Source organism: Streptomyces sp. A1277 (assembly GCF_004795015.1).
Classification (GTDB): domain Bacteria; phylum Actinomycetota; class Actinomycetes; order Streptomycetales; family Streptomycetaceae; genus Streptomyces.
The window spans coordinates 83,147-108,140 of record NZ_SSBI01000015.1 but is presented as its reverse complement, the minus strand read 5'-3'; the positions used below and the strand labels follow the sequence as shown (position 1 = coordinate 108,140).

The window sequence follows — 24,994 nt, the reverse complement described above, 5'->3', positions numbered from 1 at the left end:
CTCACCGTCTGATCTCGGCCGTCTCCGGTCGATCCGAACGGTTCACGACGCGATGTCCGTCCCAGTCCGCGCGCTCGTAGCGGCTGGGGACGGGGAAGTACCTGTCGAGGAACGACCGGACCATGCGCTCCTGGGCCTCCGGGTCGGGGTGCGCGACGGTGTCGTTCAGGCAGAACGTGTCGAAGTTCCGGTGGGCGAGGAGGTTGTCCAGGCGGCGCCGGGCCTGGTCGGCGGCGAGGTCGATGTACTGGTAGCGCAGGTTCCCGGTGGTCGTGCGGCCGGTGTGGAAGCCGTAGTAGTGGTGCAGGGACGAGGCGATCGGGACGTCCTCGGGAGACCGGAAGCGGGAGTGCTGGGTGCGGTGGTGCTCCGCGCTGTAGACCAGCTCGATGTCGGAGAGGATGCTGCGGCGCAGGGGGTGCGGGGTGTGCTTCATCTTCTGCGCGATACGGGTGCCGAAGGACCGCTCGATCAGGGCCCGGCTGTTCTTGCCCGCCGCGTTCACCGGCAGGTCGTCCGTGCCCACGGGGCCGCTCGGTATGAGCGCCTTGGACTGGAAGAACTTGGTCAGGCCATTGGTGTGGAAGAAGCGGTCGGCGCCGAGCGGGCGGCCGAAGAACACGTCGTCGTTGAGGTAGAGGAAGTGCTCGGACAGGCCGTCGATGTGGTGCAGCTGGCTTTCGATGGCGTGCGAGTTGAACGTGGGCAGGGCGGTGGGGTCCGAGAAGATCTCGCGGTGGTCGACGACCTTGATGCCCGCGGCGTCGGTGTCCAGCCAGCTGGGCACCTGCCCGGCGGTGACCAGATAGACGGTGCGGACCCAAGGGGCGTACTGGTGCAGGGAGCGCAGGGAGTAGCGCAGTTCGTCGCGGCTGGTGAAGCGCGAGTCGTTGGCCGCCTGGGCATGCAGGGTCCGGGGCGGTTCGCCCAGCCGCCCCGAGCGGACGGCGTCGCGTTCGGCGCTCCACTGAGGGTCGGAGTCGTCGACCCAGGTGTAGACGACGTCGATGGGAAAGAGGTGGTCCTCGGCCAGGGGCTGGGTGAATTCGGCCACGGTACGCGCGCTGCCGGTGGTATAGGCGCCGGGAATCAGTGCGAACAGGGCCTGCGGGACGGTGTGGCGTGGTGCGTCGACCGGCACCTCGGCCACCACCCGGTTGGGGCGGGGCGCCTCCAGCTGTCCGTCCCGTTCCTTCCAGAACTCCAGGTCACAGCCCTGGTCGGCGCCGTAGACGAGCTCCTGGGTGGGGTCGGTGACGTACCAGGCGACCCGGAGTGCGTCGTGCTTGCGCAGCTGGCGCCAGGACTTGCCCATGTCGCCGGGGCGCATGCCGGGCTCCGACGCGGTGGCCGCGCCGACGTAGCCGGGAGTCTGCTCGAAGGCGATCTGGAGCATCTCCTCCGCCGACTCGCGCTGCCCCGCGGGCACCGCGACGGTCGGAAGGTCCTTCGTGGCGCCGCGGATGCAGAAGTAGTCGACTCCCCCGGCCTCCAGCGCGGCGACGAGGATGTGCAGATTGCGGGCCCGGGCCGCCCAGGCCGTGGCGCCCTCGACGACCAGGGCGTGCATGTGCCGGCCTTTGACGCGCACCACGCGGCGGGTGGCGGCCGCGCTGTGCCGGGGAGCGTTGCGGCGGCCGCCCATCGCCCAGACCACCGTCGCGGACCGGATGGCGTCGACGGAGGTGAACGAGGACTTCACCGCTGAGCGCAGCGGGGCCGGCACTTTGCGGACGATGCCCCTCCGTGCGCCTGCCGGCACCACGGACCGGTACGCCGAAACCAGCGATCCCGCCTCCGGATTGCCGGAACCGACCACGAGGCATCCACCACCCACGCCACTGCGGTCCAGCGTCAGCCTCGACCGGATGCCTCGTTGCGCCCGGACAAAGGACGGCATGAGACCGAAACCTGTCATCCCCCACGAAGAACCGCCCCGCGAGACGGTCACACTTGCTCACCTGCGAGCAAGTCACAGAACCTTCACATAAAGAACCGGTCAACGTCCAGTCAAAAAGCTGGACACATGCGACATATACCCGTGATGAATCCCACTGGAGACTCATACAACCTTTTACAACTTCACGAGAACATCACATGCCGGAGGAGCGATGCCCCGGTGTCGTGCCGGTGCTCCAGAAGGGGCCGGCGGATCAGAGCCGGTGCCACTGCGGCGAGAGTGTGAGCCCCGGACCCGGCTCCTGCCGGGCGAGGGAGACCGCCCCGTCCCGCCCACGCACCGCTACGACGACGCGGCCGTGCCCGTCGACGGCGAGCGCGGGATCACCGACGCACTCCTCGGTGGTGTCGGACCACCAGACGCCGTCCTGCTCCCCTTCGGTGCCGCAGACCCCGATCAGCAGAGTGCCGCTCGTCCCGCGCTGTGCGAGAACCGTGCAGTCGTAGCCGCCCAGGTCGGCGCGCAGCGCGACGACGGCGCCCTCTCCGGGGTACCCGCCCAGCAGCACGGGCCAGGCACCTGCCCGGAAAAAGACGATTCCCGCCGTAGCCGCATCGGTCCAGTAGTAGGTGAGACGCTCGGCCGCGGTCTCCAGTGCCGTCGCGGACCCCTCCAGGGCGTAGAACTGCGAGGGAGGAGCCATCAGCAGCGGTCCGTCCGGAACGTCCTGCCGCCACTGCTGCACGCCGCGGTCACTGGTCGCGAAGACCTCCACGAGCCCGCCGGAGGTCACCGACGGCACGATTCCGGCGGAGAGCCCGGCGCCCTTGAGGTCCTGCCAGGCCCCCCATTTGCCGCCCTTGCCCTCACGGCGCATCTGCAGTCCGCGGCCCGCGTTGCGCGCGAAGACGAAGACCGTCCCCTGCGCGTCGACGACTCCGGCCGGCGCCCCCACCTTCCGGCCCCTCTCCCGGTCGCGGTAGAAGTTGCCGAGGGAGCGCCACTCGGTGACGGGCCGGCCGGTCTGGTACTGGACGGCGTGTACGAAGTCCACGCTCGGCCCCTCGTCACCGCGGAGCTCCCGCCGCCCGAGGAAGTGCACGTACGCGTTGGCACCCTGAACGACGGTGAGGTCCGTCAGGCCCGCGATCGGCACGAAGTCCGGTCCGTCCCACCGGTCACCGCCCCGGCTCCGCTCCGTCCAGCGCAACAGACCGCCGTCCGTGCGGGCGTACAGCGTGAGCCTGCCGTCCTTGCCGAGCGTCATCCAGCGGCCGCGCGGCGTACCGCTGACCTGGTGGCGGCCGGTGGACGGAGCCAAGAGGAGGGTGCTGCCCGAGGAGTCCGGTTTCCTTCTCCGCATGGCCCTTGACACCCTCTCCCCTTCACCGATCCTTCATCCCGCCCACACAGGATCGATAGCATCATATGCTCAGCGCCGATCCGCCCGACCGGGTCGCGCGGCCGTCGCCCCCAGGGAACCAAAACACCCATGCGCACGATCCTCTGTTCTATAGTGCACGCTCAGTCATGCACGCACGGACCGGCCCCACCCCCCACCCGAGTCCCACGCACTCCACAGCCCGCCCCGGGCCACGAGATTTGAGGACTCGACCACGATGAGCCACGACGCCATACCCGCGAGCACGCACGAAAGCCCTCCGGCGTCTCATGGCAGCGGACGCAAGCGCAGAGAAGGCCGCAAGCGGCGTCGCGGTCTCAAGATCACCCTGATCGTCCTGCTCGTCCTGCTGCTCGCCGCAGGCGGCACCGCATGGTGGCTCTACAGCCGCCTCGACGGCAACATCAAGGGCGTCGACATCAACAAGGCGCTGGGCGAGGACCGTCCCGAGAAGCTCCCCACCAGCGGGCAGAACCTGCTGATCCTCGGCTCCGACTCGCGGGCCGGCGCGGAGAACAAGAAGCTGGGCGGCGGCGCCGGTGTCAGCGGGGCCCGGTCCGACACCGCGCTGGTGGTGCACATCCCCGAGGGCCGCAGCAAGGCCGTCGCCGTGTCCATACCGCGCGACACCCTGGTGACCCGGCCCGAGTGCACCAAGGCCGACGGCTCGACGGTGGACACCGCGAACCGCGTGATGTTCAACTCCGTCTACGCGCAGGTCGGTCCGGCCTGTGTGGTCAAGACCGTCGAGAAGATGTCCGGCGTGCGCATCGACCACTACCTGGAGATCAACTTCGCCGGGTTCAAGGACCTCGTGGACGCCATCGGCGGCGTGACCGTCGACGTCCCGGAGGACATCCACGACAAGTCCTCCGGGCTCGACCTGACCGCCGGGCCGCACAAGCTCAACGGCACCGAGTCGCTCTCCTACGTCCGCACCCGTCACGGCATCGGCGACGGCAGCGACCTCGGCCGCATCGGGCTCCAGCAGCAGTTCCTCATGGCCCTGCTCAGCGAGGTCAAGAAGCAGGACCTGCTGGGCAGTCCGACGAGCGCCTACAAGATCGCCAACTCGGCCACCAAGTCCCTCACCACCGACGAGGACCTGGCCTCCCTCAAGTCCCTCGCCCAGTTCGGCCGTTCGATGAACGGGGTCGACCCGGACACGATGGAGACGATCATGCTCCCCGTCGCCTACGACAAGGTCGACCCCAACCGGGTCGTCGCCGCCCAGCCGCAGGCCAAGACGTTGTGGAAGGCGATCCGCGAGGACACCGCCATCCCCGAGTCGGCCAAGAAGTCCCCGGCGACGGGCGGCTGACACGACGGGGCCGTGGGACCGGGCGGTCCCACGGCCCCCGCCCGGTTCACACCCGCTGGGCGGGGCCCAGCGCGAGGCCCGGTTCGCTGATCTGCCGGGCCACGTGGAGCCCGCCGCGCGCCCCGATCACCGCGAGGACCACGCGGCCCTGCCCGTCGAGGGCCAACGCCGGGGGGTGGGCGGTCCGTTCGCCCGTCGCCGCCCACCACAGGCCGCCGCTCTCGTTCTCCGTCCCGCAGGCCGCGAGCATCACCCGGCCGTCGCGGTCGCGGTGGGCGAGCACCGTGCAGTCGTAGCCGTCCAGGTCGGCGCGGAGCGCGGCGACCGGGCCCTCGGCCGGGGTGTCGCCGATCGTGACGGCCGGGGTGCCCATGCGGTTGGCGGTGAGGGTGCCGGCCGCGGCGTCGGTCCAGTAGAAGGTGTTGCGGTCGGGAGCGGTCTCCAGCACGCTCACCGCGCCGCCGGCGATCTTGACGTTCAGGTTCGGCACCTTCTCGAAGGCGCCGCCCGGTTCGTTCTGCGTCCACCTCATGGCCTTGCTGGTGCCGGGGACGAGGAGTTCGATGCGCCCGGACTCGGCGACCGCGACGGCCATCGTCTCCTTGCCCAGGGTGCCCCGCAGGTCCTTCCACGCCTCCCACTTGCCGTTCCTGCCCTCGCGGCGCAGCATCATCCCGCCGTTGGCGTTGCGGACGAAGACGTTGACCGCGCCGGACGGGGCGACACCGGCCGCCGGCGGGCCGATGCGGGCGGCCCGCTCGGCGTCCTTGTAGGGGTTGCCCAGGGAACGCCAGGCGGTGACCGGGCGTCCCGTCTGGTACTGGATGGCGTGCACGAGGTCGACCTGCGGGCCCTCCTGGCCGGACACCGTCCGGCGCCCGACGAAGTGCACGTAGCCGTCCGCGCCCTGGGCGACGGAGAGGTGGTTCAGGTCCGGGGCCGGAAAGAACTCGGGGCCCTGCCAGCGGGGTCCGCCCGGGCGCTCCTCGGTCCAGCGCAGGACCCCGTCCTCGTTGCGGGCGTAGGCGGTGAGCCTGCCGTCCTTGCCACGTACGAGCCAGCGTCCGCCGACCGGGGTCGCGGCAGGCCCCTCGGCGCTTTCGACGTCTCGCAGGGCATCCTCGCCCTTGCCCGAGGTGCTCCCCTGGGAACGTCTCGACCTGACTCGCATGTCGTGAGGTCATCCTTCCGTGATGGTCCGCTCCCGATCTGCGGCTTTGTGTCACGACCGGCACCCGGAAGTCGGGGAGCACCCATCATAGAATCACCGTTCGAACCCGCGGAATCGTCGCTACCGGCCCGCATCCGGGCCCCGCAGCGTACGCCGAGGCGGCCGCGCGTGACACCCTTGCGGCATGTCCGCCCCGCGCTCCCTGGTGATCGTCGACGCCGCCAACGTGGTCGGCTCCGTCCCGGACGGCTGGTGGCGGGACCGGCGCGGCGCGGCCGAGCGGCTGCGGGACGCGCTGGTCCCGTACGCCTCCGACGGCCTGCCCGGCCTGCCCGGTCCCGTCGATCTGGTCCTGGTGGTCGAGGGGCGGGCCCGGGGCGTCGCTCCGGTGCCGGGGGTGCGGGTGGAGGCGGCGCCGGGCAGCGGTGACGACCGGATCACCGAGCTGGCGGCCGAGGCCGCGGCGGGGCCCTCGCCGCGGCCCTGCCTCGTCGTCACCGCCGACCGCGAACTGCGGCGCCGGGTCGAGGCGTACGGGGCGCGGTGCGCGGGCCCGCGCACGGTGCGGCCCGGGCGGTGACGGGGAGGGTCACGCCCGGGTGCGGTGCACACGGCTGTGCTTGCGCCCGTACGAGAAGTAGATGACCGCGCCGATCACCATCCAGATCGCGAACCGCAGCCAGGTCTCGGCCGGCAGGTTGAGCATCAGCCAGACCGAGGCGGCCACCGACAGGATGGGGATCAGCGGCACCCACGGGGTGCGGAAGGCGCGGTGCAGGTCCGGGCGGGTGCGGCGCAGCACGATGACGCCGAGCGCGACGACCACGAAGGCGAAGAGCGTGCCGATGTTCACCAGTGTCGCCAGCTCGTTGATGCTGGTCAGACCGGCGACGACGGCGATGATCACGCCGAGCAGGATGGTCGGGCGGTACGGGGTGCGAAAGCGCGGGTGGGTCTTGGAGAAGAACCTCGGGAGCAGGCCGTCTCGGCTCATCGCGAAGAACACCCGGGTCTGGCCGAGCAGCAGGATCATGCAGACCGTGGTGAGGCCGACCGCCGCGCCGAAGCTGATGACGCCCGCGTAGAAGGGATGTCCGACGGCTTTGAAGGCGTCGGCGAGCGGGGCGCTGACGGACAGCTCGGTGTAGTGCTGCATGCCGGTCACGACGATCGACACGGCGACGTAGAGCGCGGTGCAGATGAACAGCGAGGCCATGATCCCGCGCGGCATGTCGCGCTGCGGGAGCTTCGTCTCCTCCGCCGCCGTGGCCACGACGTCGAAGCCGATGAAGGCGAAGAAGACGACGGAGGCGGCGGTGAAGATGCCCATGACGCCGAAGTTCGTCGGGGCGTAGCCGAAGATCAGCTGGACCAGCGGGGCGTCGAAGCCCGATCCGGAGGGCTGCGGCTCGGCCTCGGGGATGAACGGCGAGTAGTTCGCGGTGTCGATGAAGAACAGGCCCGCGATGATGACGACCAGGACCACGGCGATCTTCACGGCGACGACCACCGTGGTGACCCGGGCCGACAGCTTCATGCCCAGCACCAGGATGACGGTCAGGATCAGGATCAGGGCGAACGCGAGGATGTCGAAGCCGAATCCTTCCGCCACGTCCGGTCCGGACAGCGCGTCCGGCAGGTGCCAGCCGGCATTGTCCAGCAGCGAGCGGACGTAGCCGGACCAGCCGACCGCGACCACCGCCGTGCCCAGCGCGAACTCCAGCACCAGGTCCCAGCCGATGATCCAGGCGACCAGCTCGCCGAGCGAGGCGTAGGAGAAGGTGTACGCCGAGCCGGCCACCGGCACCGTGGAGGCGAACTCCGCGTAGCACAGGGCGGCCAGGGCGCAGACGACGCCGGCGACCACGAAGGCGATGGCGGTGGCGGGGCCCGCCGTCTCCTTGGCGACCTTCCCGGTGAGGACGAAGATGCCGGTGCCGATGATGACGCCGACCCCGAAGACCGTGAGGTCGAGCGCGGAGAGGGACTTCTTGAGGGATTGCTCCGGCTCCTCGGTGTCGCGGATGGACTGTTCGACCGTCTTGGTCCGGAACAGCCCGTTTCCGCTGGGGGGCAGGTCCTTCTGCGTGCTCACCGGCGTACCTCCACGCACTCGTCGTGCACGCCATGATTCGGACCCGCTCGGCCCACCTGCCCGCGGCACGCCTGTCCCGGCGGGATTTCACGCGAATGGGCCGGTCGAACCACTCGTACCGGGTGGTTCGACCGGCCCATTCGGCCGAGTTCGGGTACGGATCAGTCCCGGACGCGCTCCGCGACGGTGCGGCTCTCCGCGGCCGTCTCGTAGCGGCCGTCGAGCTTGGCGACCAGGCCGGTGACCTGGCGGGCGATGTCCGGTGCGGTCAGCCCGATCTCGGCCATGACCTCCTTGCGGGAGGCGTGGTCGAGGAAGACCGGCGGGATGCCGAAGTCGCGCAGCGGTACGTCCACGTCCGCGTCGCGCAGCGCCTGGGCGATGGCGGAGCCGACGCCGCCGGCCCTGCTGTTGTCCTCGACGGTGACGACGACGCGGTGCTGCGCGGCGAGCGGGGCCATGGCCTCGTCGACCGGCTTGACCCAGCGCGGGTCGACGACGGTCGTGGAGATGCCCTGGGCGTCGAGCAGGTCGGCGATCTCCAGGCACATCGGCGCGAGCGCGCCGATGGAGACGAGCAGGACGTCCGGCCGGGCGGCGTCGGGCCCGCGCAGCACGTCCATGCCGCCGGCCGTGGAGACGGCCTTGACCGAGGGGCCGACCGCGCCCTTGGAGAAGCGGACGACGGTCGGCGCGTCGTCCACCTCGACGGCCTCGCGCAGCTGGGCGCGGACCTGGTCGGCGTCGCGCGGGGCGGCGATCCGGAGCGAGGGCACGCACTGGAGGATCGACATGTCCCACATGCCGTTGTGCGAGGCGCCGTCCGTACCGGTGATCCCGGCCCGGTCCAGGACGAAGGTGACCCCGCACTTGTGCAGGGCGACGTCCATCAGGACCTGGTCGAAGGCCCGGTTGAGGAAGGTGGCGTACACCGCGAAGACGGGGTGCAGGCCGCCGGTGGCCAGACCCGCGGCGGAGACCGCGCCGTGCTGCTCGGCGATGCCGACGTCGTAGATCCGGTCCGGGAACGCCTTCTCGAACTTGGTCAGGCCGACCGGCTGGAGCATGGCCGCGGTGATCGCGACGATGTCCTCGCGCTCGTGGCCGAGCTTGACCATCTCCTCGCCGAACACGGAGGTCCAGTCGAGTCCGGAGGTGGCGACGGGCAGGCCGGTGTCGGGGTGGATCTTGCCGACCGCGTGGAAGCGGTCGGCCTCGTCGAGCAGTGCGGGGGTGTAGCCGCGGCCCTTCTCGGTGAGGCAGTGCACGATGACGGGGCCGCCGAACCGCTTGGCGCGCTGGAGCGCGGACTCCAGGGCCTCGATGTCGTGGCCGTCGATCGGGCCGACGTACTTCAGGCCGAGGTCCTCGAACATGCCCTGCGGCGCGATGAAGTCCTTGAGGCCCTTCTTGGCGCCGTGCAGCGTCTCGTACAGCGGCTTGCCGACGACGGGGGTGCGCTCCAGGAGGTCCTTGCCGCGGGCCAGGAAGCGCTCGTAGCCGTCGGTGGTGCGCAGGGTCGCCAGGTGGTTGGCGAGGCCGCCGATGGTGGGCGCGTAGGAGCGCTCGTTGTCGTTGACGACGATGACGAGGGGGCGGTCCTTGGCGGCGGCGATGTTGTTCAGCGCCTCCCAGGCCATGCCGCCGGTGAGAGCTCCGTCACCGATGACCGCGACGACGTGGTCGTCCTTGCCGCGCACCTCGTTGGCCTTGGCGAGGCCGTCGGCCCAGCCGAGGACGGTGGAGGCGTGCGAGTTCTCGATGACGTCGTGCTCGGACTCGGCGCGCGAGGGGTAGCCCGACAGGCCGCCCTTGCTCTTGAGCCTGGTGAAGTCCTGGCGGCCGGTGAGGAGCTTGTGCACGTAGCTCTGGTGGCCGGTGTCGAAGAGGACCTTGTCCTTCGGCGAGTCGAAGACCCTGTGCAGGGCGATGGTCAGCTCGACCACGCCGAGGTTGGGTCCGAGGTGGCCGCCGGTCTTGGAGACGGCGTCGACGAGGAAGGTCCGGATCTCTTCGGCGAGCTGTTCCAGCTGCTCGGAAGTGAGCCGGTCAAGGTCACGCGGTCCCTGGATCTGGGTCAGCAACGGCACCCGTGCCTCCTTGCATTTGAGCCGGTCGAACTTCTTGCCGATCCGCAGAGTCTAAATGTTCGGCGGCGTCCGCGTCCGCCTGGGGCGTGGACGCGAGCCGCACCGGCTACCGAAAACACCCCGCCGACCTTCACTCCGCGTACCGGTGGACGTCTGACATCAAGGCGCCGGCCCCAGCGAGTCCGCCGCCGCGTCCAGAAGCGCCGTATCGGAGAGGCCCCTCAGGCGCGGCGCCGTCTCCCGCGGCAGCGGCGCGCCGGTTGCCAGGAGACACCGACGTGCCCGGCACCCGTAACGGGTGCCGGGCGCTCCTGCGGATCCGCGGTCAGGCGCGGCCCGCGGTCTTCTGGGTCTTGCGCGAGACCGAGTCGATGATCACGGCGATGAGGAGTACTCCACCGGTGATCATGTACTGGATCGCGTTCGACGACAGGTTCATCTGGTTGAGGCCCTGGACGATCGACTGGATGACCAGGATGCCCAGCAGCGCGGACCAGACCTTGCCGCGTCCGCCGAACAGGGACGTACCGCCGATGACGGCTGCGGCGATGCACATCATGAGCTGGTTGCCGCCACCGAGCGAACGGTCGGCGCCGCCGGTCGCGGAGGCCAGGAAGAGACCGCCGACCGCACCGAGCGTGCCGGAGATCATGAAGACCGAGATGCGGATCCAGGTCACGTTGATACCGGCACGACGCGCTGCCTCGATGCCACCGCCGACCGCGAAGATCTGACGGCCGTAGGTGGTGCGGCGCAGAACGAAGTCGGTGATGACCAGGATCGCGAGGAAGATCACCAGGGAGAGCGGGAGGCCCTGCTCCTGGTTGAACGCGTACGCGGCGAGGAGGCACAGGACGGCGAGCAGCACGGTGCGCAGGATGATCTCGCTCTGCGGGCGGTGCGGCAGGTCTGCGGCCTTGCGGCGGCGCGAGTCGCGCAGCTGCGCGAGGTAGAAGGCGATGATCACGACCACGGCGAGGCCGTAGGCGGCTGCGACGTCGGCGAAGTAGTAGCTGGTCAGGTCGCGGACGAAGCTGCCGAGCGGGGTGGTGATGGTGGACTTGTCGCCCATCACCCAGGTCTGCATGCCGGCCCAGCCCAGGAAGCCTGCCAGGGTCACGACGAACGCGGGCACGCCGATCTTGGCGAAGACGATGCCGTGGAAGGCGCCGATCACCGTGCCGGACAGGATGCCGACCACGATGGCGAGGGAGTCGGGTATGTCCGTGCCGACCACGGCCCAGACCGCACCCGCGAGACCCGCGACGGAACCGACCGCGAGGTCGATCTCGCCGAGCAGCAGTACGAAGACGATGCCCACGGCCATGATGCCGGGGCCCGCCGCGTACAGCGTGATCTGGTCGAGGTTGTACGAGGTGAGGAAGTTGCCGGTCTCGAGCTGGAAGACGATCCCGATGATGATCAGGCCCACCACGACAGGCAGTGAGCCGATCTCGCCCGAGCGCACCTTGCGCTTGAACTCGGTCCAGTAGCCCTTGAAGCCCTGCTCACGGACGAGCAGGCGGGGGTCGACGACCCTGACTGCGGCGGCCGCTGCCGCGGGAGCCTCGTCGGCCTCCGCCTGGGCCGGGACCTTGGCCGGAGTCTCGTTGATGTTGCTCACTTGGATGCCTCCGCGCTGCGGGACTTGCGGCGGGTCACGGCGTTGTCGGTGGCGCCCGTGATCGCGGCGATGATTTCTTCGTGGCTGGTCGTCGCCACAGGGAAGATGCCGTTGTTGTGGCCGAGTCGCAGCACGGCGACCTTGTCGGCGACAGCCTTCACATCGGCCATGTTGTGGCTGATGAGGATGACGCCGAGGTTCTGCTCGCGCAGCCGCTCCACCAGGTCGAGGACCTGTGCGGTCTGCTCGACGCCGAGGGCCGCGGTGGGCTCGTCCAGGATCACGATCTTGGGGTTGCCGACCAGGGCACGGGCGATGGCCACGACCTGGCGCTGGCCCCCGGAGAGCGCGGCGACCGGGATACGGACGCTGGGGATGCGGATGGAGAGCGTGGACAGGAGGTCCTGGGCCCGCTTCTCCATGGCGACCTCGTCGAGGACGCCGCCCTTCTTGATCTCGCGACCGAGGAAGAGGTTGGCGACGACATCCAGGTTGTCGCAGAGCGCGAGGTCCTGGTAGACGGTGGCGACGCCGAGGTTCTGGGCGTCGTGCGGACGGCTGATGTCCACCTTCGCGCCCTCCCACTCGATGACGCCCTCATCGATGGGGTGCACGCCGGCGATCGTCTTGACCAGCGTGGACTTTCCTGCACCGTTGTCGCCGACCAGGGCGACCACTTCTCCGGCGTGGACTTCGAGATCGACACCGGAGAGGACCTGGACCGCTCCGAATCGCTTGAAGACCCCACGCAACGCCAGCACGGGCGTCTGTGACACGTGAACCATCTCCTTCGCCGCCTGACCGGCGGGGATGTGCCGCCTGACCGGCGGAGACGCCGCGCCACGAGGGGCAGCGTCGACGTACGGGAAGTACTGGGGGGAGAGTGTCCGGCACCCGGCCGGCAGCGGGGTGTGGGCCGGCCGGGGCCGGACAGTCATGGGGTGGGCGGACTCCGCCGTGCGGCGCGGATCAGACCCGTACGCGCCAGGGCCGGCCGGCCCTGGCGCGAGGAGGGACTACTTGATGCCCAGTGCGGTGCACTTGGCGGCGATGTCCTTCACGCAGACCGCGGATGCCTGGTAGATGCCGTCCTTGATCACGGTGGACTGGATGTTGTCCTTGTTCACCACGGTCGGCTCGAGCAGCGTGGAGGGGACGCCGTCCGTCTCGCCCTCGGCGCCGATGTCCTTGCCCTGGAGCAGGTTGACGGCGAACTGGGCGGCCGCCGGGGCGAGCTGCTTCGGCGACTTGTAGATCGTGAAGGTCTGCGTACCGGCGATGATCCGCTGGATACCGGGGAGCTCGGCGTCCTGGCCACCCACCGGGATGTCCTTGATGCCGGCGTTGCCCAGGGACGTGATGATGCCGCCCGCCATGCCGTCGTTGGCGGAGTAGACCGCGTCGATCTTGCCCTTGCCGACCGAGGAGATGGCGGCGGTCATCTTCTCGCCGGCGATCTTCGGGTCCCACTCGCCGGACGCCTCGTAGGCGATCTTGATCTTGCCGTCGAGGGACGCGTGAGCGCCCTTCTTGAACAGGCCGGCGTTCGGGTCCTTCTCGTCACCGTTGATCATGACGAGGTTGGCGCCGGCCGCCTTGGAGCCGAGGGCGTCGAGGATGGCCTGGCCCTGGAGCTTGCCGATCTTCTCGTTGTCGTGGCTGACGTAGGCGTCGGCACCGGCGATGGCGCGGTCGTACGCGACGACCTTGACGCCCTTCTTGTGAGCGTCGGCGACCCACGCGGCGGACTTCTCGGCGTCGACCGAGGAGATCGCGATGACCTTGATGCCGTCGGCGATCTGCTGCTCGAACTGCTGCTTCTGCTGGCCGACGTCACCGGCCGCGTTGTTGTAGACGACGTCGCAGTCCGCGCAGTCCTTCTTGACCGCATCGATGAACAGCGGCTTGTCCAGCGTCTCGTAGCGAGCGGTCTTGTTCTCCGGGAGGAGCAGACCGATCTTGGTCTTGCTACCCGAGTCCGCCGAGTCCTTCTTGTCGTCGCCGGCCTTGCCGCAAGCGGCGAGGGAGACGGCCATCGAGACGGCGGCCGTGCCTATGACGATGCGTCGCGTCATTGCGTTCATTGGGGGTTTGCCTCCCTGACGAGGCCGCAACGTCGCGGCCGAGGTGGCTGGAAGTCAACTCGGCCGCAGGGGCGGCGTCAAGGAGTAAATCCTTAACGAGATGACAACGGTGCCATTCGTTATCTAAGTGAAGGCAGGTGTGGCCGCGGGCAGGGTGCTCTCCAAAAGGGTTGAATCCCCCATCTCGCTCAGGACGAGCGCCAGCGCCCCCAGTACCTCCGCACGGCCGCCGAGGGCCCCCGGGAGCACCGAGAGCTGCCGTGCGGCGCTGGGGATGGCGTAGCGGGACACGGAGTCGCGGATGGGCCCGAGGACCAGCTCCCCGGCCTCCGCGAGCGAGCCGCCGAGCACCACGCGGCTCGGGTTGAGCAGGTTGCAGAGGTTGGCCACCCCGCTGCCGATGTGCCGCCCGACGTCGCCGATCACCCGCCGGCAGCCCGGATCGCCCTCGCGGGCCAGCTGGACCACCCGCTCCATGGTGAGATCGGGGCCGTGGCTGGGCTGGAGCAGGGGCAGGACGTACCGCGCGGCCGTGAAGGTCTCCAGGCAGCCGCGGTTGCCGCAGCGGCAGACGGGCCCCGATTCGTCCAGGGTGATGTGGCCGATCTCGCCGGCCGTGCCGCCCGGGCCCCGGTAGATGTGCCCGTCGATCACCAGCCCGGCGCCCACACCGCTGGCGACCTTGATGTACGCGAGGTCCCTGACCCCCCGGCCGCTCCCCCACACCAGCTCGCCGAGCGCGCCGAGGTTGGCGTCGTTGTCCACGTACACCGGCACTCCGAGGCGTGCGGCGAGCTCCTCGCTGGGGTTGATGCCCGTCCAGCCCGGCAGGATCGACGTGGAGCCCAGCGTGCCGGACTCGACGTCGATCGGGCCGGGAACACCGAGCCCCACCCCGATGACCTTGCCCGGGCTGATCCCGGTGGTCTCGATCAGGCGGTTGACCAGCTGTTCCGCCCGTCCGAAGCCCTGGGCCGACGAGGCGTCGACGTCCAGCGGCTCGGACTCCTCGGCGAGCACCTGGTGGGCCAGGTTGCCGACGGCGACGCGCAGGTGGGTGTGGCCGAAGTCGACGCCGATCACGATGCCCGCGTCGCCGCTGAGCGAGACGCTGCGGGCCCGGCGGCCGCCCGCCGAGGTGGGGGTCACCTCGACCGTGCCGCCGTCCTTCAGTTCGCGAACGATATTGGAGACGGTGGCCGCGGACAGGCCCGTGCTCCTGGCGATCTCCGCCTGGGTGAGCGAACCAGCCATACGTACGGCGCGCACGACCCGCTCAAGGTTGGCGCGATGCAGAGACGTCTGCGACCCCGGAGTCTCCATCGACTCACTCACTCCTGCCATATTCTCCAACATGTGAACTCTAAGCTGACCGTTTTGGGGTCCTCCCCGTCAAGACCTTGAGCAGTCCGAGCCACCGATGAGCGCCCGCCCCGCGCCCCGCGACCGCGGCGAACTCCCCCGTACACAGACGAACCGCCCGCCGGCAGGGATGCCGGCGGGCGGTTCGGTTCGTTCGGGAGGTGCGTTCAGGAGGTGCGGGCGGGCGGTTCGGGGACGAGCGGCGGGGGCGTTACTTCACCGCGCCCGCGGTCAGCCCCGCCACGACCTGGCGCTGGAAGATGATGTAGGCCGCGAGGACCGGCAGCATCGCCATCACGAGGCCGGCGAAGAGCCCGGACCAGTCGCCCTTGTAGCCCTGGCTGTTGGCCAGTTCGACAAGGCCCTGCGAGAGCACCCGGCCCTTCGGGTCGGTGTTCAGCACCGTCGGCAGCATGTACTGGTTCCACTGGCCGAGGAAGTTGAAGATACCGACGCTGATCAGGCCGGGCTTGGCCATCGGCAGCATCACCTGGAAGAACGTCCGGGTGTGCGAGGCCCCGTCGATCATCGCCGCCTCCGCCACGGAGCCTGGCAGCGTCCGGAAGAAGGAGGTGAGGAAGAAGACGGTGAAGGGCAGTGAGTACGCGATGTAGACCATGATCAGTCCGTGCCGCGTGTTGAGCAGGCCCATGTTGTTCATCACGAAGAACAGCGGGACCAGCGCCAGGATGATCGGGAAGCTCATCCCGCCGATGAACAGGTAGTAGATGAAGCGGTTGCCCGGGAAGTCGAACCGGGCCAGCACGTACGCCGCCATCGAGCCGAGCAGCAGGGTGCCGATGAGCGAACCGCCCACCACGAGGATCGTGTTGAAGAAGTAATCGCTCATGTGCGCCTGGCTCCAGGCGCGCGACCAGTTGTCGAAGTGGAGCTTGTCCGGCAGCGCCCACGGGGTGGACAGGATCGAGTCGTCGTCCTTGAACGAGGACATGATCGCCCAGAGCAGCGGCATGACCACCAGGATCGCCCAGATGATCAGCACGCCGTGGGAGAAGACGTTGAGGGTCTTGCCCTCGCTGCTCTTCTCCTTGCCGCCCGGTGCGGGCGCCTTGGACACGGGGGCCGGTTCCTTCACCGCGACCACGGGAGGGGTGTCTGTGGCCTTCACGTGTGCTCACCTCGTACTACTGTCGAGCCGGCCGCCGGGACCGGGCTGTCTTGCCTGCTGGGGGTCCGGGCACCGCGTCCCGGGAGGCGCGGCATCAGAACTCCAGCCGCTCGCGCCGGCCCAGCCGCATCACGACGGCGGCGAACGCCATGGTGACGATGAGGAGTCCGACACCGATCGTCGTCGCGTAGCCGGCCTGACCGTCGCGGAAGGCGGTCTGGTAGACGTACAGCGGCAGGATCGAGGTCGCGTAGTCGGGGCCGCCGGGGCCGACCGTCATGACCTGGACGGCCGTGAACGCCTCGACGCCGAGGGCCAGGATGCCCATGTAGACCCAGCCCGACTGGATGGTGTCCCAGAGCAGCGGCACGGTGATCTTGAAGAACGTCGTGACGCGGCTGGCCCCGTCCAGGAGCGCCGCCTCGTAGAAGTCCTTGGGAATGGACGCCATTCCGGCCGAGAAGAGGACGACGAAGAAGCCGACCGTCGACCAGACCAGCACCACCATGACGCAGATCAGGGCCAGACTCGGGTCACCCAGCCAGTCCGGCTGGACGGAGTCGAGGCCGATCCCCTTGAGCGCCGAATTCACCATTCCCGAACGCGGGTTGTACGCGAACTGGAACAGCAGGGCGACGATGACGATCGAGAGGACCTGCGGGAAGAAATACGCGATCTTGTAGAAGCCCGAGCCCCGCACACCGGAGACCGCGGCGTTCTTCCGCCGGCGGCCTCCGACGTTCAGCATGAAGGCGAAGAAGAGCGCGAGGCCCAACGTCACCAGCGGCAGCACCAGCACCAGGATCACGCTGTGCTGGAGGGACTTCCAGAAAGTGTCGTCCTTCAGCATCCTGGTGTAGTTGCTGAAGCCGACCATCTTGAAGTCCGGGCTCAGACCGGTCCAGTCCGTGAAGGAATAGTAGATGGCCTGGATGAACGGCCAGATGACGAAGACCGCGTACAAGGCCAAGGGGACTACCAGGAACCCCACAATGAACCGGTACTTGCCGTGCTGCATCGTTTACCGACCCCGATCTTTCCGCGGGTGCCGCCGCTGGTGACGGTTGCTCACTGGTGCTTGTAGTGCTTGATGGACTGATCCTTGGCCGCGGCGTCCGCGTAGTCCTGGATCTTCTTGATGGCCTCGGCGGGCGTCAGGCGCCCGGCCATCATCTCGCCGAGACCGGCGGTGCCGATCTGCTCCTTCTGGAGCTTGACGTACCAGTCCTGGAGGCGCGGGTTCACCACGTTGTCGCCGGCCTTCTTCAGCGCGTCGACGCCGGCCTGCATGGCCGTGGACAGGGTCAGCCCGTCGGTGCCGCCGTTGAAGGCGCTCAGGGACTTGACCTGCTTGGTGAAGTTCTTCGAGGACTCCTCGGAGAGCATGATGCGCAGCTGCTCCATGCCGCCCTGCGGGTTCTTCGCCTTGGCCGGGACGACGAAGGGCTCGCCGCCGGACGCCCAGATGGTCCCGAAGGGCATCTTGTCGGACGAGTCCAGGCCGGAGGGGGCCGCGACCATCATCTTGAAGTCCTTGGGCGTGGTCGGCGCCGCCTCGTTCTCCACCCAGGAACCGTTGGGGATGAAGAGCGCCTTGCCCTTCGTCCACTCGGTCTGCGACTGGATGTGGGTCAGACCGGGGGTGCCCTTGAGGATGTACCCCTTCTTGTACAGCTCGTAGTACGCCTCGAACGCCGCCTTGACGGCGGGGTCCTTCCACGCGTTCGGCTCCAGGTTGTCGATCTTGTCGAGAACCTCCCGGCCGCCGATCTTGGCGATGAACGGGTAGAGCGAGAACGGCAGGTAGTACGGGTACTTACCGGCGTACGTCCAGCCCGCGATGCCCTGCTTCTTCGCCTTCGCGCAGAGGGCGAGCATGTCGTCCCAGTTCTCGGGGTACTCGGCGTCGAGCTTCTCGAGCGCGGTCTGCGAGTACCACACGCCGTACACGGTGTACGCGTAGTACATGATCCAGACCGGGTCGCCCTCGAACTGGCCCATCTCCAGCACGCCCGGACGCAGGGTGTCGCGGACCTTCTTGCTCGGGTCGTCGATGGACGGGGCGTCCATCAGCGGGGTGAGGTCGAGCAGCTGCTTCTTGCCGACGAGGACACCCATGTCCATCTGCTCGGCACCGGAGTTGTCGATCAGGTCCGGCGGGGTACCACCGTTGAAGCGCGGCTGCAGCTGCGACTGGATCTTCTGCGTGGCGGAGTGCTTGACCTTGGCCTTGGGGTAGGCCGCGGTGTACTTCTTCTCCGCGTCGATCGCGTACTGCTGGCCGAAGCCGCCGTCGAAGATGACCACGTCGAGGGCGGCCGTCTCGTTGACGCCCAGCGGGTTCTTCGCGCTGGTCTTGCCCTTCTTGACCGTGTCGTCGCTGCCGCTGTCGCCGCTCGCGCAGGCGGACAGGAAGCTCATCGTCGGGACGGTGATCAGACCGAGTGCGGCAGAACGCTTGATCACATCGCGACGGCCAAGGCCCTCATTCTTGTGGGCGGAGGTGGATCCCATGCTCAAGTCCTCGCCTTCTCCAGGACTCAGGCGGTGTGTACCGGTCGCCCCGTCGTTATTCGCCTCAGCGAAGGGCCCCGCCACCGCGGTCAGTTGCGCTTGGGTGGTACAGATTTCAGGCTAACCATTGCCGTGGGGGGCGTCGGGGCACCGAACAGACGACGCACCTGCGGCGTCGTGTTGTCCTGCCCCCGTGTCCCCCTGCCGCTCAACCGGTGACCCGGCTGTGCAGACGCCGACAGGTATAGTCCACTTGCCGCCAACTGAGCAAGATCGAAAGCAAGTTTGCACGGGAGTCTTTCCCGAGTTGAGACCTCGCGGATACCTCGGCACCGTGCGCCCTCCTCCCGGTGTAACGATTTCCGCATTACGGTCGATTCTGCAGCCGGCTCCGGACCAACACCCTTGACACCACGCGCCACTTCGCTCCCTACTTGTTCCTGCGCATCTTCTGACAACGTTGTCCAAGCGCACTTTCCCCGGGAGGAATGGCTCCGCATGCACCCCCCACACCGTTCTCGCACGAGACGAAGCAGCACGGCAGCGCTGATCGCGGCCTCCTTGGTCCTGGTCGTGACAGCCCCCACCGCGGCCGCCGCTCAATCGGCAGGGCCCGCCGGAAAGGGTCACCGGCCCACGGGTGACCGGACATTCAGCACGTCCTTCGAAGAGGACGAAAAGCAGCCGGACTGGCGCAATACCGTAGAAGAGGGCCCTGACGGAAAGAAGCGGGCATCGGGTGTCGACGGCGGCTTCTCCTCCGGAATACCGGGCAATGTGACCGACCAGGTCACGGACGTCCGCGCCAGCGACGAGAACACCGGCGGCGGCGAGGTGAAGGAGAACCTCGTCGACGGCGAGTCCGGCACCAAGTGGCTGTCGTTCGAGCCCACCGCCTGGGCCGAGTTCGACCTCGCGGAGCCGGTGAAGGTCGTGACGTACGCGCTGACCTCGGCCGACGACCACGACGAGCGCGACCCCAGGGACTGGACCCTCCAGGGCTCCGAGGACGGCAAGACCTGGACGGACCTGGACACCCGGACCGGCCAGACTTTCAGCGAGCGCTTCCAGACCAAGTCGTACGACTTCGAGGCGGACCGGGCCTACCAGCACTTCCGCCTGGACATCACCAGGAACAACGGCGCCACCGACGCCACCCAGCTCGCCGACGTCCAGTTCTCCGACGGCGACACCTCGGCCCCCGCGCCCGCCGACATGCGCAGCCAGGTCGACCGGGGCCCGTCCGGCTCCCCCACCGCGAAGGCCGGAGCCGGCTTCACCGGGAAGAAGGCGCTGCGGTACGCGGGTACGCACAAGGCGGACGGCCGCGGTTACTCGTACAACAAGGTCTTCGACGTCGACACGCCCGTCACCCGGGACACCGAGCTCTCCTACCTGGTCTACCCGCAGATGGGCGAGACGGACCTGTCCTACCCGGCCACGCACGTCGCGGTGGACCTGGCGTTCACCGACGGCACCTACCTGAGCGATCTGCACGCCACCGACTCCGACGGCGGGCTGCTGACCCCGCAGGGCCAGGCCGACGCCAAGCGGCTCTACGTCAACCAGTGGAACAAGGTCGAGGCCCAGATCGGCACCGTCGCCGCGGGCAAGACCGTGGACCGCGTCCTGGTCGCGTACGACTCCCCCAAGGGCCGGGCGAAGTTCCAGGGCTGGATCGACGACCTGAAGATCGCGCCCAAGGCGCCCGAGAAGCGCAAGGCGCACCTCTCGGACTACGCCTCGACCGTGCGCGGGACCAACTCCAGCGGTTCCTTCTCGCGCGGCAACGACTTCCCCGCGACCGCCGTCCCCAACGGCTTCAACTTCTGGACGCCGGTCACCAACGCCGGCTCGACCAGCTGGCTCTACGACTACGCGCGCGGCAACAACGAGGACAACCTGCCGACCATGCAGGCGTTCAGCGCGAGCCACGAGCCGAGCCCCTGGATGGGCGACCGGCAGACCTTCCAGCTGATGCCGTCGGCGGCCTCCGGCACCCCGGACGCCTCCCGCACGGCACGCGCGCTGCCGTTCAAGCACGAGAACGAGACGGCCAGGCCCCACTACTACGGGGTGACGTTCGAGAACGGCCTCAAGGCCGAGATGGCGCCGAGCGACCACGCGGCGCGGATGCGGTTCACGTACCCGGGCAAGGACGCGAGCATCGTCTTCGACAACGTCTCCAACGACGGCGGGCTCACCCTGGACCCGGGGACCAGTTCCTTCACCGGCTTCTCCGACGTCAAGAGCGGCGGCTCGACCGGGGCGACGCGCCTGTTCGTGTACGGGGTCTTCGACGCGCCCGTCACCGCGAGCGGCAAGCTCTCCGGCGGCGGCGGTGACGACGTCACCGGGTACCTGCGCTTCGACGCGGGCAAGGACCGCACGGTGAACCTGCGCCTGGCGACCTCGCTGATCAGCGTCGACCAGGCGAAGAAGAACCTGGCCGCCGAGATCCCCGCCTCGCGCTCCTTCGACCGCGTCGAGGACAAGGCGCGGGACGCCTGGGACGGCCTGCTGGGCAAGGTGGAGGTCGAGGGCGCGACCGCCGACCAGCTGACCACGCTGTACTCCAGCCTGTACCGGCTCTACCTCTACCCGAACTCGGGCTTCGAGAAGGTCAACGGCGAGGACACCTACGCCTCCCCGTTCTCCCCGCAGGTCGGCTCGGACACCCCGACGCACACCGGCGCGAAGATCGTCCGGGGCAAGGTGTACGTCAACAACGGCTTCTGGGACACCTACCGGACGACCTGGCCGGCCTACTCCCTCCTCACCCCTTCGAAGGCCGGCGAGATGGTCGACGGCTTCGTGCAGCAGTACAAGGACGGCGGCTGGATCTCCCGCTGGTCCTCCCCCGGCTACGCGGACCTGATGACCGGCACCTCCTCGGACGTGGCGTTCGCCGACGCGTACGTCAAGGGCGTGAAGTTCGACGCGGAGGCGGCGTACGACGCGGCCCTGAAGAACGCCACGGTGGTCCCGCCGTCCTCGGGCGTCGGCCGCAAGGGCATGGAGACGTCCCCGTTCACCGGGTACGCCGACACCACGACCCACGAGGGCATGTCCTGGTCGATGGAGGGTTACGTCAACGACTACGGCATCGCGCGGATGGGCCAGGCGCTCTACGAGAAGACGCACAAGCAGCGCTACAAGGACGAGTCCGAGTACTTCATGAACCGGGCCCGCGACTACGTGGAGCTGTTCGACGACAAGGCGGGCTTCTTCCAGGGCAAGGACGCCCAGGGCGACTGGCGCCTGCCCTCCGACCTGTACGACCCGCGTGTCTGGGGCTACGACTACACGGAGACCAACGGCTGGGGCTACGCCTTCACCGCCCCGCAGGACAGCCGGGGCCTGGCCAACCTCTACGGCGGCCGGGACGGGCTCGCCAAGAAGCTGGACACCTACTTCGCCACCCCGGAGACGGCGGGCCCCGAGTTCGTCGGCAGCTACGGCGGCGTCATCCACGAGATGACGGAGGCCCGTGACGTGCGGATGGGCCAGTACGGGCACAGCAACCAGGTCGCCCACCACGTCACGTACATGTACGACGCGGCCGGGCAGCCGTACAAGGCGCAGGAGAAGGTCCGCGAGGTCCTCGGCCGGCTGTACACGGGCAGCGACATCGGCCAGGGCTACCACGGCGACGAGGACAACGGCGAGCAGTCGGCCTGGTTCCTCTTCTCCTCGCTCGGCTTCTACCCGCTGGTCATGGGCAGCGGCGAGTACGCGATCGGCTCGCCGCTGTTCACCAAGGCCACCGTGCACCTGGAGAACGGCCGCAAGCTGGTCGTCAGGGCGCCGAAGAACAGCGCGGAGAACATCTACGTCCAGGGCCTGAAGGTCAACGGCAAGAAGTGGACTTCCACCGCGCTGCCGCACGACCTGCTGGCCAAGGGCGGGACGCTGGACTTCGACATGGGCGCCAAGCCCTCCGCCTGGGGCACCGGCAAGAACGCCGCCCCGGTCTCCGTCACGAAGGACGACAAGGTGCCGTCCCCGGCGAAGGACGTGCTGAAGGGCGAGGGACCGCTGTTCGACAACACCTCGGCGACCACCGGCACCGCCGCCACGGTCGAACTCCCCGTCCCGTCCGCCACGAAGGCCGCCCAGTACACGCTGACCTCGGCGACGGCGGCGAAGGCCCCGGCCGGCTGGGTCCTCCAGGGCTCGGCGGACGGCAGGAGCTGGAAGGACCTCGACAAGCGGTCCGGCCAGACCTTCGCCTGGGACAAGCAGACGCGGGCCTTCTCGGTGAAGTCCCCCGGCACCTACGCGCACTACCGGCTGGTGTTCGACGGTGAGGCGACGCTCGCGGAGGTGGAGCTGATCTCCTGAGCCCCCGCGCATGTGACGACCGGCCGGTGCCCCTCGCGGGGTGCCGGCCGGGCGCGTTTCTCCGGCGGGCGCCCGTGCGGGTGGACATGTGCCGATCGGGGGTACGGGGCCGTCGGGCGGCCTCTGCATTCGGTGGCATGCCGCAGCCGAAGGACCTGGACCCGTACATCGATGCCCGCACCTTCTACGGCGCCGAGTCGCGCCGCCTGCGCGAGGCGGCGGGGATGTCGCAGACCGAGCTGGGCGAGCGGGTCTTCTGCTCCGGCTCGTACATCGGCCAGTTCGAATCGGCCACGCGCCGCCCGCAGTTGGAGATGTCCCGGGCCCTGGACGGGTTACTGGGGACCGGCGAGCACCTTCAGCGGCCGTGCCGGCTGGCGCAGGAGTCGAAGGTGGCGGGGTACTTCGCGGACGCTGCCGAACTGCAGCTGCGCGCCACGTCCATCAGCAGCTACACGTCGATGACCGTCCACGGACTCCTGCAGACCGAGTCGTACGCGCGGGCGCTGACGCGGGCTGCCCACCCGTTCGCCACCGCAGAGGTCATCGAAGGACACGTCCAGACGTGCATGGAGCGCACAGGTCTCCTCGACTCGCCTGACGCTCCGATGCTCTGGATGGTGATTCACGAAGCTGCTCTGCTCCTGCCGGTGGGCGGAGGCGCTGCGATGGCTGAACAGCTCACACACCTCGCCGAACAGACCGACTCCCGGCCCCGTGTCGTCACACAGGTTCTGCCGTTCTCCGCCGGGGCCCACCCCTTCCTGCACGCGTCGATGACTCTGACGCAGTTCGCCGACGCTCCCGCCGTCGCGTGCACGGAAGGTGCCTACAGCGGCCAACTCGTCGAAGACCCGCTGCTGGTGGAGCAGTACCGCTCCGCCTACGATCTGGCGAGGGCTGTCGCGCTGTCGCCGGAGGCATCCCTGCATCGGATCACCTCGGCGGCGAGGGAGTTCGCGACCTCATGAGCACCGAACCCGGCCTGAGCATCGCTGCCTGGCGTACGTCGTCGTACAGCAACGGGGATGGCGGCGAGTGCGTCGAGATCGCCGACAACCTCCCCGGTCTCGTTCCCGTGCGCGACAGCAAGGCCGGACCCGACGGGCCCGCGCTCACCTTCGCGCGGGCGCACTGGGCGCCCTTCGTCGCCGCCCTCGGGGACGGCTCGCTCTGAGGCGTCCCGCTCAGCCACGTTCCTGAGCGTCCGGAACAACCGTGGGCAGCAGGCTCTCCGGCAGGGCCACGTTCCAGGCCGTGATGACCGGCCGGCCGTGCTCCGTGCCGAGCCGGGACACGGCGCCCGTCGCCAGCTGGAAGAGCGTGCCCTGCGCCGGGGTCAGGCCGAGGTAGCGGGCCGTCAGGACGCGCAGGAAGTGGGAGTGGGCGACGAGCACGATGTCCTCGTCCCCGGCGCGCCGGGCGGCCTCCGCGATCTGGGCCAGCACCCGGTCGGCCCGGTCGCCGACCTCCGCCGGGGTTTCGCCCGGGTGGGCCTCGGGGCCGGCGGCGACGCCGTCCGTCCAGAGGTTCCAGCCGGGGCGGGTGCGGTGGATCTCGTCGGTGGTGATGCCCTCGTAGCCGCCGTAGTCCCACTCGCGCAGATCGGGCGTGATGCGGGGCGCGGTGAGCCCGGCGAGTTCGGCGGTGCGCCGGGCCCGGACGAGAGGGCTGACCAGGGTGAGCGCGAGGGAGCGGTCCGCGAGCAGCGGGGCGAGGGAGCGGGCCTGCCGTTCCCCGAGGGGGGTCAGGGGCAGATCGGTGTGGCTCGTGTGCCGCCCGTTGCGGGACCACTCGGTCTCGCCGTGCCGGATCAGGATCAACTCGCCCATGTGAAGGCCATCCGCTCTCGGTGCTGTTTCCGCTCACGTGCTGTCGAGGGTGCGAACCCGCCGGTCCACGATCGCATTCCGCCCGTGGTGAGGCGGGCGGGCGCGCCCGGGAGTGACCGGATGTGG

General features: G+C 69.1%; 18 protein-coding genes. 5 read left to right on the top strand and 13 right to left on the bottom strand.

Translation table 11 applies throughout. The annotated features are described in order from the left end of the window. Position 1 precedes the first annotated feature (1 nt). Positions 2-1,765, bottom strand: a complete 1,764-nt coding sequence (locus E6R18_RS12810; protein ID WP_240799713.1) for a stealth family protein — start codon at positions 1,763-1,765, stop codon at positions 2-4. A gap of 388 nt (positions 1,766-2,153) precedes the next feature. After that, positions 2,154-3,263 (bottom strand): hypothetical protein, encoded by a 1,110-nt coding sequence (locus tag E6R18_RS12805; RefSeq protein WP_240799712.1) that lies wholly within the window; start codon positions 3,261-3,263, stop codon positions 2,154-2,156. A 256-nt stretch (positions 3,264-3,519) separates the two neighbouring features. Between E6R18_RS12805 and E6R18_RS12800 the strand changes: the two genes are divergently transcribed. Beyond that, positions 3,520-4,623 carry an LCP family protein gene (locus E6R18_RS12800; protein ID WP_136317015.1) on the top strand — a complete coding sequence of 368 codons (1,104 nt, stop codon included), beginning with the start codon at positions 3,520-3,522 and terminating at the stop codon, positions 4,621-4,623. A gap of 46 nt (positions 4,624-4,669) precedes the next feature. Here E6R18_RS12800 and E6R18_RS12795 read toward each other — a convergent pair whose 3' ends face one another. Continuing rightward, positions 4,670-5,794: a hypothetical protein gene (locus E6R18_RS12795; protein ID WP_136317014.1), complete on the bottom strand. Its 1,125-nt coding sequence runs from the start codon at positions 5,792-5,794 to the stop codon at positions 4,670-4,672. Positions 5,795-5,978: 184 nt separating this feature from the next. Between E6R18_RS12795 and E6R18_RS12790 the strand changes: the two genes are divergently transcribed. Beyond that, the gene (locus E6R18_RS12790; RefSeq protein ID WP_136317013.1) at positions 5,979-6,374 is read left to right on the top strand and encodes an NTP pyrophosphohydrolase; all 396 of its coding nucleotides are present in this window, start codon (positions 5,979-5,981) and stop codon (positions 6,372-6,374) included. Positions 6,375-6,383: 9 nt separating this feature from the next. Here E6R18_RS12790 and E6R18_RS12785 read toward each other — a convergent pair whose 3' ends face one another. The 9 genes from E6R18_RS12785 to ngcE all read right to left on the bottom strand — a co-directional run bounded on the left by E6R18_RS12785 (position 6,384) and on the right by ngcE (position 18,692). Continuing rightward, positions 6,384-7,889 carry an amino acid permease gene (locus E6R18_RS12785; RefSeq protein WP_136317012.1) on the bottom strand — a complete coding sequence of 502 codons (1,506 nt, stop codon included), beginning with the start codon at positions 7,887-7,889 and terminating at the stop codon, positions 6,384-6,386. Between the two features lie 161 nt (positions 7,890-8,050). Continuing rightward, on the bottom strand, positions 8,051-9,979 hold the full coding sequence (dxs, locus tag E6R18_RS12780; protein ID WP_136317011.1) for a 1-deoxy-D-xylulose-5-phosphate synthase: 1,929 nt from the start codon (positions 9,977-9,979) through the stop codon (positions 8,051-8,053). A gap of 325 nt (positions 9,980-10,304) precedes the next feature. After that, a complete protein-coding gene (locus E6R18_RS12775) occupies positions 10,305-11,603 on the bottom strand; it encodes a sugar ABC transporter permease (RefSeq protein ID WP_136317010.1) in 1,299 nt (432 codons plus the stop codon). Beyond that, the gene (locus tag E6R18_RS12770; RefSeq protein ID WP_078622658.1) at positions 11,600-12,388 is read right to left on the bottom strand and encodes an ATP-binding cassette domain-containing protein; all 789 of its coding nucleotides are present in this window, start codon (positions 12,386-12,388) and stop codon (positions 11,600-11,602) included. Before E6R18_RS12770 ends, E6R18_RS12775 begins: the two co-directional genes overlap by 4 nt. Before the next feature lie 231 nt (positions 12,389-12,619). Continuing rightward, positions 12,620-13,678: a substrate-binding domain-containing protein gene (locus E6R18_RS12765; protein WP_136317009.1), complete on the bottom strand. Its 1,059-nt coding sequence runs from the start codon at positions 13,676-13,678 to the stop codon at positions 12,620-12,622. Positions 13,679-13,810: 132 nt separating this feature from the next. Then, positions 13,811-15,010, bottom strand: a complete 1,200-nt coding sequence (locus tag E6R18_RS12760; RefSeq protein WP_136317045.1) for an ROK family transcriptional regulator — start codon at positions 15,008-15,010, stop codon at positions 13,811-13,813. 250 nt (positions 15,011-15,260) lie between these two features. Next, complete coding sequence (locus tag E6R18_RS12755; protein ID WP_136317008.1) at positions 15,261-16,178, bottom strand: carbohydrate ABC transporter permease; 918 nt, start codon at positions 16,176-16,178, stop codon at positions 15,261-15,263. Between the two features lie 94 nt (positions 16,179-16,272). Beyond that, positions 16,273-17,196 carry a sugar ABC transporter permease gene (locus E6R18_RS12750; protein ID WP_136317007.1) on the bottom strand — a complete coding sequence of 308 codons (924 nt, stop codon included), beginning with the start codon at positions 17,194-17,196 and terminating at the stop codon, positions 16,273-16,275. A 50-nt stretch (positions 17,197-17,246) separates the two neighbouring features. Beyond that, positions 17,247-18,692 (bottom strand): N-acetylglucosamine/diacetylchitobiose ABC transporter substrate-binding protein, encoded by a 1,446-nt coding sequence (gene ngcE, locus E6R18_RS12745; protein ID WP_136317006.1) that lies wholly within the window; start codon positions 18,690-18,692, stop codon positions 17,247-17,249. Between the two features lie 777 nt (positions 18,693-19,469). Between ngcE and E6R18_RS12740 the strand changes: the two genes are divergently transcribed. From E6R18_RS12740 to E6R18_RS12730, 3 genes are all read left to right on the top strand, one after another. After that, positions 19,470-23,036, top strand: a complete 3,567-nt coding sequence (locus tag E6R18_RS12740) for a GH92 family glycosyl hydrolase (RefSeq protein ID WP_136317005.1) — start codon at positions 19,470-19,472, stop codon at positions 23,034-23,036. A 137-nt stretch (positions 23,037-23,173) separates the two neighbouring features. Continuing rightward, a complete protein-coding gene (locus E6R18_RS12735; RefSeq protein ID WP_136317004.1) occupies positions 23,174-24,007 on the top strand; it encodes a helix-turn-helix transcriptional regulator in 834 nt (277 codons plus the stop codon). Then, the gene (locus E6R18_RS12730; RefSeq protein ID WP_136317003.1) at positions 24,004-24,213 is read left to right on the top strand and encodes a DUF397 domain-containing protein; all 210 of its coding nucleotides are present in this window, start codon (positions 24,004-24,006) and stop codon (positions 24,211-24,213) included. Before E6R18_RS12735 ends, E6R18_RS12730 begins: the two co-directional genes overlap by 4 nt. Positions 24,214-24,223: 10 nt before the next feature. Here E6R18_RS12730 and E6R18_RS12725 read toward each other — a convergent pair whose 3' ends face one another. Beyond that, entirely contained in the window at positions 24,224-24,868 is a 645-nt protein-coding gene (locus E6R18_RS12725; RefSeq protein WP_136317002.1) for a histidine phosphatase family protein, read from the bottom strand. Positions 24,869-24,994: the final 126 nt, after the last annotated feature.